The sequence below is a fragment of the Paenibacillus solani genome (assembly GCF_001277345.1).
Classification (GTDB): Bacteria; Bacillota; Bacilli; order Paenibacillales; family Paenibacillaceae; genus Paenibacillus_AQ; species Paenibacillus_AQ solani.
This window is the reverse complement of the sequence record NZ_LIUT01000001.1, coordinates 2,605,497-2,618,885: the sequence shown is the minus strand read 5'-3', so window position 1 is coordinate 2,618,885 and position 13,389 is coordinate 2,605,497. Positions and strand designations below refer to the sequence as shown.

13 protein-coding genes and 1 riboswitch are annotated in these 13,389 nt (G+C 48.9%); of the genes, 9 read left to right on the top strand and 4 right to left on the bottom strand.

Going from position 1 to position 13,389, the window contains the following annotated elements:
* Positions 1-11: 11 nt before the first annotated feature.
* A complete protein-coding gene (locus AM231_RS11745) occupies positions 12-650 on the top strand; it encodes a pyroglutamyl-peptidase I (RefSeq protein ID WP_054402770.1) in 639 nt (212 codons plus the stop codon).
* A 136-nt stretch (positions 651-786) separates the two neighbouring features.
* On the opposite strand, the gene AM231_RS11740 is transcribed toward AM231_RS11745, so the two are convergent.
* Positions 787-1,203, bottom strand: a complete 417-nt coding sequence (locus AM231_RS11740) for an Imm7 family immunity protein (protein ID WP_054402769.1) — start codon at positions 1,201-1,203, stop codon at positions 787-789.
* Between the two features lie 229 nt (positions 1,204-1,432).
* Positions 1,433-2,566: a phosphodiester glycosidase family protein gene (locus AM231_RS11735; protein WP_054402768.1), complete on the bottom strand. Its 1,134-nt coding sequence runs from the start codon at positions 2,564-2,566 to the stop codon at positions 1,433-1,435.
* Between the two features lie 235 nt (positions 2,567-2,801).
* Between AM231_RS11735 and AM231_RS11730 the strand changes: the two genes are divergently transcribed.
* The 3 genes from AM231_RS11730 to AM231_RS11720 are packed head-to-tail and all read left to right on the top strand — an operon-like array spanning position 2,802 to position 4,743.
* Positions 2,802-3,170, top strand: a complete 369-nt coding sequence (locus AM231_RS11730; protein ID WP_053492920.1) for a GntR family transcriptional regulator — start codon at positions 2,802-2,804, stop codon at positions 3,168-3,170.
* Positions 3,170-4,063, top strand: a complete 894-nt coding sequence (locus AM231_RS11725) for an ABC transporter ATP-binding protein (RefSeq protein ID WP_054402767.1) — start codon at positions 3,170-3,172, stop codon at positions 4,061-4,063. Before AM231_RS11730 ends, AM231_RS11725 begins: the two co-directional genes overlap by 1 nt.
* Positions 4,060-4,743 carry a hypothetical protein gene (locus AM231_RS11720; RefSeq protein WP_054402766.1) on the top strand — a complete coding sequence of 228 codons (684 nt, stop codon included), beginning with the start codon at positions 4,060-4,062 and terminating at the stop codon, positions 4,741-4,743. The genes AM231_RS11725 and AM231_RS11720 overlap by 4 nt, the downstream gene beginning before the upstream one ends.
* 16 nt (positions 4,744-4,759) lie before the next feature.
* Here AM231_RS11720 and AM231_RS11715 read toward each other — a convergent pair whose 3' ends face one another.
* The gene (locus AM231_RS11715; protein ID WP_054402765.1) at positions 4,760-6,085 is read right to left on the bottom strand and encodes a voltage-gated chloride channel family protein; all 1,326 of its coding nucleotides are present in this window, start codon (positions 6,083-6,085) and stop codon (positions 4,760-4,762) included.
* 72 nt (positions 6,086-6,157) lie between these two features.
* Positions 6,158-6,218: riboswitch (Fluoride riboswitch) on the bottom strand.
* 232 nt (positions 6,219-6,450) lie between these two features.
* Between AM231_RS11715 and AM231_RS11710 the strand changes: the two genes are divergently transcribed.
* From AM231_RS11710 to AM231_RS11695, 4 genes are all read left to right on the top strand, one after another.
* Positions 6,451-7,506 carry a FecCD family ABC transporter permease gene (locus AM231_RS11710; protein WP_054402764.1) on the top strand — a complete coding sequence of 352 codons (1,056 nt, stop codon included), beginning with the start codon at positions 6,451-6,453 and terminating at the stop codon, positions 7,504-7,506.
* Entirely contained in the window at positions 7,507-8,544 is a 1,038-nt protein-coding gene (locus tag AM231_RS11705; RefSeq protein WP_054402763.1) for a FecCD family ABC transporter permease, read from the top strand. It abuts the gene before it with no gap.
* Between the two features lie 93 nt (positions 8,545-8,637).
* Positions 8,638-10,353 (top strand): ABC transporter ATP-binding protein, encoded by a 1,716-nt coding sequence (locus tag AM231_RS11700; RefSeq protein WP_054402762.1) that lies wholly within the window; start codon positions 8,638-8,640, stop codon positions 10,351-10,353.
* Positions 10,354-10,385: 32 nt separating this feature from the next.
* Positions 10,386-11,384: an ABC transporter substrate-binding protein gene (locus AM231_RS11695; RefSeq protein WP_054402761.1), complete on the top strand. Its 999-nt coding sequence runs from the start codon at positions 10,386-10,388 to the stop codon at positions 11,382-11,384.
* Between the two features lie 126 nt (positions 11,385-11,510).
* Here the strand turns inward: AM231_RS11695 and AM231_RS11690 are convergent, their stop codons facing one another.
* Positions 11,511-11,915: a winged helix-turn-helix transcriptional regulator gene (locus tag AM231_RS11690; protein WP_054402760.1), complete on the bottom strand. Its 405-nt coding sequence runs from the start codon at positions 11,913-11,915 to the stop codon at positions 11,511-11,513.
* Positions 11,916-12,107: 192 nt separating this feature from the next.
* On the opposite strand from AM231_RS11690, the gene AM231_RS11685 reads away from it, so the two are divergent.
* On the top strand, positions 12,108-13,313 hold the full coding sequence (locus AM231_RS11685) for an MFS transporter (RefSeq protein ID WP_054402759.1): 1,206 nt from the start codon (positions 12,108-12,110) through the stop codon (positions 13,311-13,313).
* The last annotated feature ends 76 nt before the right edge of the window (positions 13,314-13,389 follow it).

The window sequence follows — 13,389 nt, the reverse complement described above, 5'->3', positions numbered from 1 at the left end:
AGTCAGAATGAATGAAAAAAATATTGATTTCGGGGTTTGAACCCTTTGGAGGAGATTCAGTTAATCCTACGGAAAGGCTTATTGAGGATATTAGATCTCATGCTTTTGCTGGGGCAGAGATTAGATCGATTCTACTTCCCGTTCATTACGATGAGTGTGCCGACATTCTCTTGAAGGAGATGAACCTATACGAACCTGATGCCGTCATCGCTTGTGGAGTCGCAGGTGGCCGTACAGCCATTACGCCAGAACGGATAGCTGTTAATATTAAGGATATACCTCCGGAATCTAGTATTGCGGATAATCGGGGAGCCAAACCGCAGGATGAAATCATTGATCCCAATGGTCCTGATGGATTATTCTCTACACTGCCGATCCGCTCCATGGTGACTCGCCTCAAGGAAGCGGGGATTCCAGCAACGGTGTCCAACACGGCAGGAACTTATATCTGTAACAATACGATGTATGCCGTTCTAAACGAAATCCGGATTCGGCAGCAAAAGACGCTTGGTGGATTCGTACATTTTCCAGCTTCGACCGAGATGGCCGTAGAGAAGCCGTCCTTGCCGACATTATCTCCTGAAATGATGCTGAATGGACTGCGAGTCATAATTGAGACCACGATTGACCAATTAAACGAACACTCGTAGAGCGTGCTATCAGAATTCAAGCACTATCCTGCAATCACAATTTCTGCACTTATATGAATATCATAAAAATCCCGCAATCCGCTCTCCATGAGATCATGGCAGGGCAGGGTTGCGGGATTTATTTATCTTATTAAATTCATTCTGACTTTCGCGAATCAGCGTGATCTTCGATCACCGGAAAGTAAGGGGAGAGGAACGGGTCGCGCTGGTCCTCTAATCGGCCACGGGACAATACCTGGACGCGGAATTCGTTATCGAAACCTTCCATATTGTCATCGTCCCTGGTATATAGAAGACCATATGAACCGGGAGCAATCTCTCCAATCCATTGGTACAGTTCTACAATCTCGGCAGCTTCGTCCCCCTTGCGGTTCGTAAAGCCTCCGACATGAAGATAATAGGAGCCGTTAGCGGCATTCAAGGATAGCAATCCGCTGCCCCAGGCAAACTCGGTAATCTTAAGCTGGATTTTCTGAATGATGATGTCGAGCTGCTCTTGATCCGAATCAGCAGGATTCTGCCGGATCGTAGCCCAGCCGTGAAATTCAAACATGAAATCGCTCTCCTCGTCGTTATAATAAATCGATCTGCCCTCAGCTCTACTACTGCTGCTAATAAACAGTTTTCCTTATACTTACACAACGGTGCTTCATCCTGAAACAGTTCCTTGATTCCCTGATGTGTTTTGTTTCAAAAATTGTCCCTATTTTTGTAATAGAAAAACCTTCTCTAGTCAGGTCCGGAAGAGAAAGTTCCAGACAGCCAGAGAAGGTATGGGTAGATCATTTATATTTGACGACAATTGCATTACTGATTTGCCGGCCAGGCGTTGTCAGGTAAGACCCGTTATAATACAATCCGCTGGAGGCTCCGCCATCCAGATTCATCGCTTGATATGCGCCAGCTTGTTTCATGATTTCTGCCAGTTGGGGAATGGTTGCCCCGCCAGTCGTTAACAGAATCAGCTTATGATCCTTCGTGATGCCAAGCGCGCTTCGTGCTCCGCCGCCTGTCAGAATTTTTGGATCCTTGAATCCTTCCTTCTTGACGTCTAGCGTCACTTTGCCATCTGTCAGCAGACGAGGGCCGGCTTGAAGTGCTCCTTCCATATGTCCGGCTTCGTAGACGGACTTGAAATCAAGTCCTGGCATCATAGAAGCCAGATTGTTGCTGTCATACGTGAAGATGGTCCGATTATCGCCGGAGGCTTTGTGAAAAATGTTTCCCTTACTTACCAAATAGCCATAAGGGGCTTTGTATGCGTCAGAAGTATAAGCATTAAAGAATGTACCGTTAATAGCCACGAGAGCATTACTGCGCTTGGCTATGCTGCGCAAATCCTCAACTTTTCCAGCTTTATTGCCTGCAAGAACAACATCCAGCTCTACTTTTGGGTGCAGAAGTGAAACGGTAACAACCTGTGCGCTGAACGAACGCGACCCTACTTTGAAAGTTTTCCTAGCCGTAGTTACGGGCTTGGATTGGCTGGATATCATGGTTCCCGATATAACAGGCAGGGTATTAGCCACACTACCATCCGTGATATTCAAGGTTGATCTGTTTTTGCTCCAAGATAACGTTAACCCCAGGTGTTGGCTGACAAATTGCAGCGGAACGTATGTTGAGCCGTTCTCGGAGAACGGTGCGGCGTTCGCTTGAACCTGCTTACCGTTAATATATGCTTTTCGACTGCCCAAATAGAGTGTAAGTGCCGTATCTTCGCGGGTAATGTCCAGCTTCTTCTCGGCAGGAGTATAAGCGACCTTTACACCATCATAGGTTTTCAGAACCCCAACCGAAATATAGGACTGGCTGTTCTTGTCGACGTAAGCTAGATTCTTGGGCGGTGATGCAGCATACAGTGGTGTGAAAACCATCAGCATAGCTAGTAAAACGATTGCAATGATTCTTCTCATGTTTCTTCTTAAGCTCCTTTTCTCATCTGTATCTGTATTGAGCCGCGCAGTTGCTGCGCCTATTTTTTATCGGATGATCAGGACTATTTGTTTAGTTCAAAAGTCTGGGTTCCCGTTTATTTTTGTTAAAAAGTTCCGGTCAACCATTGACAACACACTTTGCTTCTTGTATGGTTAATTACATAAGTAACTAACCAGTTATGTAAAGAGGTCATAAATGAAAGTGGTGAGGTAAATGGCATTTCAGATTGATGATAGCAGGCCGATATTCATGCAAATTGCGGACAAAATTGAAGACGACATCATTGAGGCACGACTGCCTGAGGAGACACAGGTTCCATCAACGAATCAGTTTGCGGCCTTTTACCAGATCAATCCAGCTACAGCTGCCAAGGGTGTCAATCTATTGGTAGATCAAGGGATTCTGTATAAGAAACGGGGGATTGGCATGTTTGTAGCTTCAGGAGCTCGTGAACAGCTAATGGAGAAACGCAAGACGGAGTTCTATGAACAGTATGTTGTTTCCATGGTTAAGGAAGCGGCTAAGCTGGGCATTACCAAAGATCAATTATCGGAAATGATCCGCAGAGGGGAGCAAGACTGATGAGCCAAACCGTGATCGAAGTCAAAAGTTTGAGTAAAGTATACAAGGATGCGACGGCTGTCGATAATGTGAGCTTTACCATCGAGGCGAATAAGATCTATGGATTGCTGGGCAGGAACGGCGCGGGCAAAACGACCATCATGCAAATGATAACGGCGCAGCTGTTCCCGAGCCAAGGGGAGATTCGCGTATTCGGGGAGCATCCATACGAAAATCAGAAGGTGATCCGGCAGGTATGCTTCATTAAAGAAGGCCAGAAATATCCGGATATCTTTACGGTCAAGGACGTTATGGGGATTGCCGCTAACGTTTATCCGAATTGGGATGCGGCATATGCGAACAAACTGATCGAGGTATTCCGGCTGCCTATGAAACGACTTGTAAAGAGATTGTCCCGCGGCATGCTCTCATCGGTAGGCATCATCGTCGGACTCGCCAGCCGCGCGCCCGTAACGATCTTTGATGAACCTTATCTTGGACTGGACGCCGTGGCCAGAGAGCTGTTCTATGATCATCTGATCGAGGATTACACGAATCATCCGCGCACGATTATTCTGTCCACGCATTTGATTGATGAGGTTAGCAGATTGCTGGAGCATATTATCGTCATTGATTCCGGCCGAATCTTACTTGACGATGCTACGGATGACTTGCGGGGACGTGCGTTTAAGATCGTCGGTCCTTCCGGAACGGTTGAATCGTTTATCCAAGGGCAGGAAGTGATACATCGGGAATCGTTCGCTTCCATGTTGTCCGTCACGGTGATGGGAAGCAGCGCGACAACGAAGTTGCAAAAAGAGGCGGAAGAATTGGGCTTGGAAACAACCCTCGTTTCCCTTCAACAATTGATCGTATATTTAACTAAGCGCGAAAAGGTGGGGATCCAACCATGAACGGAATTCCTGGCGTAATCCATATTTATTCGAGACAGAAACTATCCTGGTTTTACTTGCCCTGGGCCATCACAGTATTCAGCTTTCTGATCAACTACATTATCAGCGTATTGGTTAATGGTGAAGCTTTCTATGCCGGGGGATTGGCAACAATCTTTATCTATGTGTTTATCGCGGCTCTGGTATCTGTGCTGCAGCTGTTTCCCTTCTCCCTCGGATTCAGCATTCGAAGAACGGACTTCTATCTGGGCTCTGTTCTGATGGTGGTATCATACAGCGTCATAACGTCGATTATATTATTGGCATTAGCCGAAATTGAACGCTTTACGGGTTCTTGGGGAGACCGGCTATCGTTCTTCAAACTGCCGTACTTGAATGATGGCACGCTCTTAGAACAATTCATCATTTATTTCATATTGCTTCTTACATTTGCCTTTATCGGGATAGGAACCGGCGTGTTCTACCTTCGCCATCGCGGCATTAAAACCTTTGTCATGATTGCGGCCAATTTCATTATATTGTCGGGGGCCAGCGTGCTGATTACTCAATACGGCTGGTGGGGGCAAGTGATTGACTGGGTTGTCAAACATACTGCCTTTGAATTGTCCCTGTGGCTCACTCCCATCTCGGTTATCCTCGCACTCGTCAGTTACCGCTCGATTCGTAAAAGTTCGGTGTAAGGCAAAAGACGTCCGATTAATCGGACGTCTTTGGTTTATGCTTCGTTTTATTTAAAATCTTCGCTCCCGCAAGCGTTGTACCCTGAGGGAACAAGAGCAAGGGATGCTTGGAAGTGCCGATTTGCTGCGATGTATAGATACCAGTATGTCCCGAGAACAAGTAACTGATGATGCAGGCCATAAGCATATATACAGCGCCTTCCCCTCCAAACAGTTCAATTCCCATGATGAAGCAAGCAAACGGGGTGTTTGTCGCTCCGCAAAAAACAGCGATAAATCCCAAGGCAGCCAGGAAAGGCGCATACAATCCCATCCATCCCGATAACGCGTTGCCAAGTGTCGCTCCAATGGCAAACAGCGGAGTTACTTCGCCGCCCTGGAACCCTGCTCCAAGCGTGAGCGAAGTGAATATGATTTTTCCCAGAAAAGCAAACGGCGACACATCGCCAGCGAAGGATTCTTCAATCAGGGGAATGCCGAGACCCAAATATTCTCGTGTACCAAGCAGATAAACCAGGGCAATAATGATGACGCCACCTACAGCGCTCTTAACCATTGGATTAGCGAAGAAATAGCTGTACCAACGCTTCAGGGCATGCGTCAGCTCACTGAAAAGTCTACTTGTTAAGCCAAAGAGAATGGAGACTGCAATGACCTTTAGGATCACCATCAGGCTCATGGCCGGAATCTCTCCGATCGGATAGTGCAAATGGGTAACACCCCATAAAGATGTAGCGGTTATGTTTCCAACCACGCTGGCTACGAATGCAGGTAGCAATGCCTGGTGCGAAATCAACCCGATGGCGAGCACTTCTAGTCCAAACAGCGTTCCTGCAAGCGGTGTACCGAAGATGGATCCGAAACCGCCGCTGATCCCGCATATAAGCAGGATTTTCCGATCCAGCGGCTTCACGCGAAGAAGTTTGCCAAGCCCCTCCGATAAGCTGCCCCCCATCTGGACTGCGGTGCCTTCCCGCCCCGCAGAGCCTCCAAACAGATGCGTGATCAGTGTTCCGATCAGAACCAATGGAGCCATACGAAAGGGAATAGCTTCGTTTCCACCATGGATCTGCTCGATGATCAGATTATTTCCTTTGGTACTGCTCTTGCCATATTTGTAGTACAGGAAGCTGACGAATGCACCACCTAACGGTAGGAGGAAGAGCAGCCATGGGTTCTCCACGCGAAGGGAAGTCACGTAATCCAGACTGTACAGAAAGAAGGCGGAGGCGCTTCCGATCAACAGCCCAACCAAGCTCCCTAGAATTATCCACTTCACTAAGTATCCTGCCAGCAAGGCATAGGACCATTGATTTATCCGTTCAAACCATTTCTTCATCATGTAAGCTCACCCGTTTCTATAAATTCGCCGCTAACCCTTCCATACACAAACAGACTCCTACCAGGAAAGCGACCTCTGGTAGGAGTCATTAGCTATGAAAGCGGTTATGGCGAACTCCATCGCCTTATTCAATTAGCATTTATTGTAATGGAATAAAGGTTTCACTGTCAATGGCACAATCCATAGGAGTGCAGCTTTTTATTGAGTCCAAAGAAGTATCGCATTTATTTGGAAAAAAGCGCTTGACTTGGACATGGACTTTTTTCTGAAGAGAATTCCAAGATGTCCATGGACGAAGGAGAGAGCTTTATTTTATAGTTACAGATGATAATGAGAATCAATATCAAAGCATTGAGGGGAAAATGATGTCATCAAACACGTCCAATCCAAGTCTTACAGATTCCAAGACCCACGTTAAACTCAAGGGGCGACCCTGGGCTGCGACCCTGATTCTTACGGGAGGCGTGGCAGCGCTGGTGCTTGGCATAGCTTTATCGATATCGCTCGGAGCGGCTGATATTGATCTGCGAAATATATGGGAGGCGGTGTTCTTCTTCAATCCCGGTGTGACGGAGCATCAGATCATAAGGGAATTGCGCTTGCCGAGGGTTCTCGGTGGGGCAATGGTAGGCGCCTGCTTTGCCGTATCGGGTGCGATCATGCAGGGGATGACCCGAAATCCGCTCGCTGATTCAGGTTTGCTTGGTTTAAATGCGGGAGCTGGTTTTGCCATTGCCCTCTGTTTTTCGTTTTTTCCAGGGCTGCCTTATATGTATCTGATTCTGTTCTCATTCCTTGGAGCAGGATTAGGTGTGGTCCTCGTCTATGGGGTCAGTTCCATGGCAAAAGGGGGACTATCACCGGTACGCCTCGTTCTTGCGGGTGCTGCAATTAGTGCTTTGTTAAGTGCGCTTAGCGAAGGCATTGCATTGTATTTTCAGGTCGGACAGGACATGGCGTTTTGGTATGCCGGCGGCACCGCGGGGATTAAATGGTTCCACCTGAAGATTATGCTGCCATGGATCGTCGTTGCAATATTGGGAGCTATTGCATTGTCACGCTCCATTACCATGCTCAGCCTTGGCGATGAGATCGCCCGTGGGCTCGGGCAGCGGACGGGACTCGTCAAGCTGGCCGGAACGGTGATCGTGCTGGTGCTGGCAGGGGCTGCCGTCTCGGTTGTCGGTGCAGTAGGCTTTGTCGGTCTCATGATTCCGCACGTCACCCGGAAGCTGGTCGGTGTGGATTACCGCCTCATCATTCCTTGCTCGGCCGTTCTTGGGAGCTTGCTGGTGGTCATTGCCGACCTGGCAGCACGAATGGTGAACCCTCCATACGAGACACCGGTGGGCGCGATCATCGCGTTGGTCGGGGTGCCCTTCTTTCTCTACTTGGCACGCAAAGAAAGGAGGGAACTGTAGATGGAGACTGTCACAAACACCATGCATGTACGAAAAGACAAAAAGCGCAAAATCATCACCTTGTCTGTGCTGGTTGTATTGATCGTTTTGGTATTTCTGATCAGTATGAACACGGGCGTCATTCGTTTATCGCCACTTGAGGTCATAAAAACATTGTTTGGCAGCGGAACGGATAAGCAGGAGCTCGTGCTGTTCGAATTTCGCTTGCCTCGGATCGTCATCTCCCTGCTTATTGGGGCCGGATTAGCGATATCGGGATGTGTGATGCAGGGGATATCCCGTAATGAGCTTGCGGATCCGGGAATCCTGGGGATTAATGCAGGAGCAGGCTTGATGGTGATGCTGTTCATTTCATTTTTCCCAAGTACGACGGCGGCCCCTGTCTATCTACTGCCGGTGCTTGCATTGATTGGGGCTAGTTTAACCGCTGCATTAATATGCGTACTGGCCTATAAGAAGAATGAGGGCTTTAAGCCGACGGGGCTGCTATTAACGGGGATTGCCGTTGCCGCTGGCATTAGTGCGGCTATGATCGTGCTAACGCTGCGCTTGAGTCCTGAAAAATATCAGTTTGTTGCCACTTGGCTAGCGGGCAGCATCTGGGGTTCGAACTGGAAGTTTGTATTGTCATTGCTCCCATGGATCCTTGTGCTTCTGCCCTTCGTCATGTATAAAGCGCAGGTGATGAATGTTCTCAATCTTGGGGAACCGATGGCAATCGGGCTCGGTGCTTCTGTCACAAGAGAGCAGCTTAAGCTGTTGGCAGCGGCGGTCGGCTTGGCAGCCGCCTGCGTTGCGGTAAGCGGTGGAATTGGATTTGTTGGACTTATCGCGCCCCACCTATCCAAGCGGTTGGTCGGTGCGAAGCATCAGATGCTGCTGCCGGTAACGGCTCTGGTCGGTGCGTTGCTGGTCATCACAGCGGATACCCTGGGGCGTTGGCTCATTCAGCCATCTGAGATTCCGACGGGGATCGTGGTTGCGGTGATCGGTGCTCCCTATTTCCTATACCTGTTATCCAGGTCGAGAGCTAAATAAGGATAAGTTCGTCACGGATCTAAAAATGGGCGATTGTTAAAAGGAAGGACTTGCTCATTTCTATTACGGAATATCGGATGTAAGGAGGTCCTTATGCTACGTCGATTTTTTTCCTATTACAAGCCTTATAAAAGGCTGTTCATCCTGGATTTTTGCTGCGCTATCTTTGCGGCTTTACTTGAATTGATTTTCCCGGTTGCCGTCAATCGCGTGATCGACGACTTGCTGCCAAGCGGGAACTGGAAGTGGATTTTATACGCTTGTCTTGGGCTTCTCGGCATTTATGTCGTCAGTTCCTTCCTGCATTACGTTGTCACCTATTGGGGTCATAAACTTGGTATCAACATTGAAACGGATATGCGCAAAAAGCTGTTTGATCGGGTCCAAAAGCAGTCCTTTCGTTTTTTTGACAACAACAAGACGGGACATCTCGTCTCACGAATGACCAATGACCTGATGGATATCGGTGAGATTGCCCACCATGGTCCGGAAGATTTGTTCATCGCCGTCATGACGCTTGCCGGAGCGCTGGGCATCATGCTCGGGATCAACTGGCAGCTTGCTGTGATGACGTTTGTGATTGTTCCTTTGATGATCTATTTATCGCTGTATTTCAGTGGGAAAATGTCGGCTGCGTTCAAGCGCATGTTCTCCGATATTGCCGATTACAACGCACGGGTGGAGAATAACGTCAGCGGTATCCGCGTGGTTCAAGCCTTCTCGAATGAGGAGCATGAAATGGCTCGTTTTGCCGAGAATAATAACCGCTTCCGCGTAACAAAGCTGATTGCCTACCGCATTATGGCGTGGAACTCTTCGATCAGCTTTATCCTGATGAAATTCATCTCCCTGTTCGTGTTGGTGTGCGGTACTTGGTTCGTGATTGAAGGGCGTATGACCAATGGGGAATTTATCGCTTTTGTCATGCTGTCCAATGTGTTCCTCGGCCCGATCAAACAGATCAATGCGGTTATTGAGATGTATCCGAAAGGAATCGCTGGCTTTAAGCGTTATTTGGAGCTGCTTGAGAGCGAACCGGACGTTGCCGATTCGCCTAACGCGAAGCCCATTAACCATCTGCGGGGAGACATTGGCTTTCACGGTGTATCCTTCGGTTACGAGAATAAAGATCAAGTGCTGCAGGATGTCAATTTGTCCATTCGAGCCGGTGAAACCATTGCGCTTGTGGGTCCGTCTGGAGCAGGCAAGACTACGCTGTGCTCTCTGCTGCCGCGTTTCTATGATACAGTCGCTGGCCGGATTACGATTGACGGGATCGATATTCGCGACATGACGCTGCAATCCCTTCGTTCCCATATTGGCATTGTCCAGCAGGACGTATTCCTGTTTGACGGCAGCATTCGCGAAAACATTGCCTATGGCCGACTGGATGCAGATGATAGTGACATTATGAAAGCCGTGAGCCGTGCCCAGCTTGAGGATCTGGTCGCTTCGCTTCCGGACGGTCTCGACACATTGATTGGCGAGAGGGGCGTCAAGCTGTCCGGCGGACAGAAACAGCGCCTGTCGATCGCCCGGATGTTCCTCAAGAACCCGCCGATCCTCATTCTGGACGAAGCGACGTCTGCATTGGATGCGGAGACTGAAGCGGCGATTCAGCAGGCTCTTGCAGAGCTGTCTGAAGGACGAACGACGCTGGTGATTGCGCACCGGCTTGCAACGATTAAGAATGCAGACCGCATTGTGGTAGTCGCAGACAACGGGATTGCCGAGCAAGGCATCCATGAGGAGCTGCTCGCGGCGCACGGCATATACAGCCGATTACATCGAGCTCAATTCGGTGCTTGATTCAGCCATAAGCTTTAAAGGGGGATGAAAATATGTTCGCATCTAAATTTCGGATAACTCTCTCCATGCTCATCCTATGTTCGTTCTTGATTTCCGCATGTGGCGGAAATGGAAATACCACCAATAACGCTGGTTCTTCAGGCGAAACAGCTGCAGGTACGGACATGCCCCAGGTTGAAACCTCAGCTCCTACGACTAGAAAGGTGGAAACGATTAACGGAGAAATCGAAATTCCGGCCGATCCCAAGCGAATTGTAGTCGACGCCTACTTGCCAACCCTGCTGCTGTTGGGAGAAAAGCCGGTCGGCGCGACAGCGACCGATCTCGAGAACGTCCATATCCAAGACATGATTAACGACATAGAGAACACGGGGGCAAGCGCCCCTGAAAAAATATTGGCACTGAATCCCGACTTAATCATCAGCGCTAACTCGGACCCGGAATTATACGAGCAATTGTCCAAAATTGCGCCGACGGTCATTCTTCCCTATGAGAGCTATCGAGGCGTGCACGAAGAAGTGGAGGGACTGGGTGCCATACTAGGCAAGGAAAAAGAAGCGAAAGATTGGCTCGCCGGTTTCGATGAAAAAATAGAGGAGCTGCGGGCGAAGGTCAGCGGCGTGTTGGAAGAGGGGGAGACATTCTCGATCTTTGGCGCATTCGGTAAAACCTTCTACCTGTACGGCGATGGCATTTATCGAGGAGGCTTGGCGATTTACAAGGAGCTCAAGCTTACCCCTCCGGCAACGATCCAAAAAGAATTGATTGATGCCAACGTGACTTACAAAGAGGTTTCCTTGGAGGTGCTCAAAGACTATGCAGGCGATTATATCTTCTTTGATGAGTCTAACGGTGCCGAGATGGATAAGAAGGATAAGGTGTGGACTTCGATTGAGGCCGTCAAACAAGATCGCGTGTTTTACCTCGATGCCAAACGATTCTGGCCGTTTGATCCGATTGCTGTGCTGGCCCAGGCGGAGGAAGTGACGGATATGATCGTCAGCCAAAAAGAGAAAGAGAATGCGAAGTAACCACCGGTCTCGGTGCTAACGCATGGAATGTGCCGGAGGGCATTGAATGGTGTATATGAAAAGGGCAAGGTCCGTGATGACGGACCTTGCCCTTGTTGTTGCATCAGGATTGCTTATAAATCAGGTTTAGCGTGCATCTGTGGTTGTGGGCTCGTCCGAGACTTTCAGTTTATCATTCAGGATACTGTCCTCCAGCACGCTGAATTTGTCCCCGTATACCTTCGTGATATGTTTTTCGCCCCATGCACAGAGATTATCCAGAATTCCGCTCAAACTCATGCCGTACTCGCTCAGCTCATATTCCACTTTAGGCGGTACTTGATTATGAATAATACGATTGATCACGCCATCGTCCTCGAGCTCCCGCAGCTGCTGCGTCAGCATTTTTTGGGTGATGTGCGGCATGAGACGCTTCAGCTCGCTGGTTCTTTTGCGGCCATGGGTCAGATGGCACAAGATGACACATTTCCACTTGCCACCAATTACTTCCAATGTTGCTTCGACGGCGATGTTGTATTTCTTCGCTTGCATATCCATCCTCCTATTTCTAATAGGCACTAAAAAGTACCTAGGGTACTGTCAGGTACCTACATTACAAAAAAGTACGTTCTTCACACAAAAACTGATATAGATCATAATAGCATTTGCCAGCTGGATTACACCATACTCAATATTTTTACAATATACAAGCAAGAGAATAGGATAGGGGGAAATATCTACACCATGACGATAGATAAAAAAAGAAGTTTGCTTGCGCTGCTTGCGCTTGCGGTCAGTGCCTTTGCCATCGGAACAACGGAATTTATCAGCGTAGGGCTGCTGCCGTTGATTGCCGAGGATATGAGTATATCCGTGACGACCGCCGGATTAACCGTATCGATGTATGCGCTTGGTGTTACCTTCGGTGCGCCGATCCTTACGTCGCTGACATCAAGGATGTCCAGAAAGACTTTGCTGCTGTGGATTATGATCATTTTTATCACTGGTAACAGCTTGGCAGCGGGTGCAGCTTCCATTGGTATTCTGCTAGCAGCACGCGTGCTTTCGGCCTTTTCTCATGGCGTATTTATGTCGATCGGCTCGATCATTGCCGCAAGCGTGGTGCCAGAGAACCGCAGGGCATCAGCGATCTCCATTATGTTTACGGGCCTGACGGTAGCGACGGTTACCGGCGTTCCGCTTGGTACGTTTATAGGTCAACAGTGGGGCTGGAGACTTGCTTTTGTCGCCATTGTCGTTGTCGGTATTGTTGCGCTGATCGCGAACAGTATCCTGGTCCCTTCGGACTTGCCTAAGGGAGAACGCACTTCATTCCGTGACCAGGCTAAATTGCTGACGAATGGAAGACTGCTGCTTATGCTCCTGATTACGGCCCTCGGTTATGGCGGGACCTTCGTCGTCTTCACTTATTTATCCCCATTGCTGCAGGATATAACAGGCTTTAAGGAAAATACGGTGGCCATCATCCTGCTTGTATACGGGATCGCCATTGCGGTCGGCAATGTGATCGGCGGAAAGGCAGCCAATCGCAACCCGCTTCGAGCACTATTCTATATGTTCATCGCCCAAGCGCTGGTGCTGATCACGCTTACGTTTACCGCACCGTTTCAAGTGGCCGGACTGATCACGATTATTCTCATGGGATTTCTGGCATTCATGAATGTGCCGGGACTACAGGTTTACGTCGTCATGCTGGCTGAGCGGTTTGCACCGGGGGCTGTGAATATGGCTTCCGCGCTGAACATTGCCGCATTTAATGCCGGCATCGCCATCGGCGCTTTTCTGGGCGGCTTAATCACGAATTCCATGGGCCTGATTCATACAGCATGGATCGGGGCGCTGATGGTGCTCGGCGCGGTCGCTCTCACCGGATGGAGCTTGAAGCTGGAACGGAAAGAGACGGAGATACCGAGTAAGCAAGCAGCCTAAATGATCATTTTATGAAGGGAGGTGATGTCTAAGCGTATTATCGGAGATACTACAATATAGGTTTAACTTATTCATA

Bases quoted from the DNA above. Each gene is read 5' to 3' on its own strand.
- AM231_RS11695 (WP_054402761.1), top strand. From the start codon at position 10,386: ATGTTCGCATCTAAATTTCGGATAACTCTCTCCATGCTCATCCTATGT.
- AM231_RS11740 (WP_054402769.1), bottom strand. From the start codon at position 1,203: ATGTTTGAATTTCACGGCTGGGCTACGATCCGGCAGAATCCTGCTGAT.
- AM231_RS11745 (WP_054402770.1), top strand. From the start codon at position 12: ATGAAAAAAATATTGATTTCGGGGTTTGAACCCTTTGGAGGAGATTCA.
- AM231_RS11685 (WP_054402759.1), top strand. From the start codon at position 12,108: ATGACGATAGATAAAAAAAGAAGTTTGCTTGCGCTGCTTGCGCTTGCG.
- AM231_RS11690 (WP_054402760.1), bottom strand. From the start codon at position 11,915: ATGCAAGCGAAGAAATACAACATCGCCGTCGAAGCAACATTGGAAGTA.
- AM231_RS11725 (WP_054402767.1), top strand. From the start codon at position 3,170: ATGAGCCAAACCGTGATCGAAGTCAAAAGTTTGAGTAAAGTATACAAG.
- AM231_RS11735 (WP_054402768.1), bottom strand. From the start codon at position 2,566: ATGAGAAGAATCATTGCAATCGTTTTACTAGCTATGCTGATGGTTTTC.
- AM231_RS11715 (WP_054402765.1), bottom strand. From the start codon at position 6,085: ATGATGAAGAAATGGTTTGAACGGATAAATCAATGGTCCTATGCCTTG.
- AM231_RS11730 (WP_053492920.1), top strand. From the start codon at position 2,802: ATGGCATTTCAGATTGATGATAGCAGGCCGATATTCATGCAAATTGCG.
- AM231_RS11705 (WP_054402763.1), top strand. From the start codon at position 7,507: ATGGAGACTGTCACAAACACCATGCATGTACGAAAAGACAAAAAGCGC.
- AM231_RS11700 (WP_054402762.1), top strand. From the start codon at position 8,638: ATGCTACGTCGATTTTTTTCCTATTACAAGCCTTATAAAAGGCTGTTC.
- AM231_RS11710 (WP_054402764.1), top strand. From the start codon at position 6,451: ATGTCATCAAACACGTCCAATCCAAGTCTTACAGATTCCAAGACCCAC.
- AM231_RS11720 (WP_054402766.1), top strand. From the start codon at position 4,060: ATGAACGGAATTCCTGGCGTAATCCATATTTATTCGAGACAGAAACTA.